Origin of the sequence: Okeania sp. SIO2F4, from assembly GCF_010672385.1 — a bacterium.
Classification (GTDB): domain Bacteria; phylum Cyanobacteriota; class Cyanobacteriia; order Cyanobacteriales; family Microcoleaceae; genus Trichodesmium.
In genome coordinates this window covers 1-2,489 of record NZ_JAAHGT010001183.1, presented here as the reverse complement: position 1 = coordinate 2,489, position 2,489 = coordinate 1, and the positions used below count along the sequence as shown (strand labels likewise).

At 34.6% G+C, this 2,489-nt stretch carries 2 protein-coding genes; both read right to left on the bottom strand.

From position 1 onward, the window contains the following. Positions 1 to 588, bottom strand: a 588-nt coding sequence (locus F6K22_RS38635; protein WP_293110213.1) for a peptidylprolyl isomerase, incomplete at its 3' end; no start/stop codon positions are given. A 981-nt stretch (positions 589 to 1,569) separates the two neighbouring features. Further along, positions 1,570 to 2,489: calcium-binding protein (locus tag F6K22_RS38630; protein WP_293110211.1), on the bottom strand; the 920-nt coding region annotated here is incomplete at its 5' end.

Genomic DNA, 2,489 nt, shown 5'->3' with positions numbered 1-2,489 from the left:
TTCTCCATCTTTTACTTTAATTTCTAAAGGTATTGTTCGTGCTACACCTGTGGCAGGTTCAATATATTGTCCTGAGCCTAATTCTCTTAGTTCTGCAAGAATAGTTGTATCTCGGCTCGCAGGATCGCCTACTTGAGCCACAAACCCATCTACAAGTCGGTGAAATGCCAGAGCATCATAGAAATTTGTCTCTACCAAGTCAGCAAAGTTAGCTGCTGTTACTGGCGCAGCACTGGTATTAAGTTGAACTGTAATTTTACTTCTTTGAGCAGTTTCTTCTTCCTCATCCTCAGAGGTTTCATCATCTTCCTCCTCTTCTGACAACTCTTCGTCCCCAGTTGAATCTGCTTCTTCTTCTTCAGAAGTTTCTTCCTCTTCTTCTGACGACTCTTCGTCGCCAATTGTATCAGCTCCTTCTTCTTCAGAAGTTTCTGTCTGTGAGACTGTTTCTTCTTCCTCTGGGGATTTTTCTACGACTATTTCTACTGTTACCTCACCATCTAACTGCGGTAAGCCTAGTTGTTCTAAAAAGTCTTCTGTTCCTAACTCTTCTGTATCTTGTGTTTCTTGTGCTAGACTTTCGTTCATTTGCTTTTAACACCTTAGTTGTACATAATTTGTAACTCCATTATATTCCATTTATAATTTGACTGCCTACAATAGTTCTGAAAATAAAGGCAAAATTTCAATAAAAAAAGGGATTTAAACCCGTTTTAATAATTTTTACTATTCCCAATTTTTAACTCTTGCGTGGCAATATTTAAACTATAATAATACCATTTTCATAAAATCTTGCTACAGTCACGATACAATTAATAATTAATAATTAATAATTAATAATTAATAATTACCTCTCCTTGAAAACGGATAGGATTGACTAATTATGAAAAATTTTTTCTTCTCAAGGGGAGATTGGAGGCAAGCGAGGAGACCTCGCCATCCAAGGACCGCTTTTTTCTCCTATCCAAGGGGAGGCGCATACCCACAATTTCTCGGTAACAGGGAACAGGGAATAGGGAACCGGAAAATAAAAACATAATAAATCAAGAGGAAAAAATGTTTAATTTTTATAATTTATGGAATTTATATATTTTTTATTGTAGTAATAAATCACATGCTTAAGATGTAACTGCCTATGCTTGAATTTGATATAAAAGATAGAAGTTTCAAACCAAAATACTTGACCTTGATTCCTCTTTTTCCTTCTTATTCTTTTTATAGTAATTCCCAAGAAGCTTGAGGTACAAAATTCGTTGGTTTTAGGGAACAGGGAATAGAATACAAATTAAAGATAGGTGTACATCATTAGACTGAGAAACCCTATATAGCAATCCTATTTTATTCGTGTCAAAAATCTTGCCACGTTTTGGTATGGAGGTATGGAGGGAATGGTTAATGGGTAAAGGTTTCGGAGTTTATTTCTAGTTTGTGAATTGTTACAACCTATGCGCGGATTGCTATATCTTATAAATTAAGTTGGGAAAATCAAAAGTAAAATCAATTTTCCCAACCTATTATTTAAGTCGCCAATTCAATACCTTTCCTACATCAATCCTCCACTAAAATTAATTATCCAATTCTCAAAGCTGCATCTCCAAAAGGTAGTCCATCAGGCACAGAAATAGCAGTAAAATCAAAAAAGAAAGTCGCACTTCTAACTTCTTCTACCACTGAATTATTTACAGTACCAAGAATAATATTATTTTCTGCTTCTTCAGCTTCTATTTGAATGACCGTACTATCACCTTCTTGAGTAAAAGATAGAGAAGATATTGGCTCCGAAACACCAATTCTATCCCCTTCCGAAAAATTAAAATCTTCTATCGTATCAGCATTATCTTCTTCATTGTCAATGACCGCCAAAACAAAAGTATCTGCACCTGCTTCCCCTAGCAAATTATCTGTACCAGCATCACCAATTAGAATATCATTTCCTTCTCCACCAGTTAATACATCACTATCTTTACCACCTCGTAAAAAATCATTTCCTTCATCACCAAATAAAATATCACTATCTAAATTACCATTCAAAATATCATCATCCAGACCGCCAGATAATAAATCTAATCCTTTTCCACCCCGAAGATAATCGGAACTATCCCTACCATCTAAACTATCATCTCCCTGATTACCATTAATAACATCATTAATTATTGAACCTGTAATTTCATCATTTCCTTCCAATCCCAATACACCAAATACTTCTTGAGATAATTCCGTGGGAATTTCAAAAATATCATCTCCTTCTGTTAACACTTGAAAAAAATCAATAGACAATGGAATATTAGCACGATTAACAATATTAATAAAATTATTGAGCAGGGATGTATCAGTAATAATTTGTGAAACTCGACTAGGAATTATTCCTTGGGTAACTCTAGCAGCAGTAATACTATCACCTAATTCTACTTCTTCTATGACATCTAACCCATCTATTACATTACCAAATATGGCAAATCCACCATCTAATACTGGTACATCATTTAAGA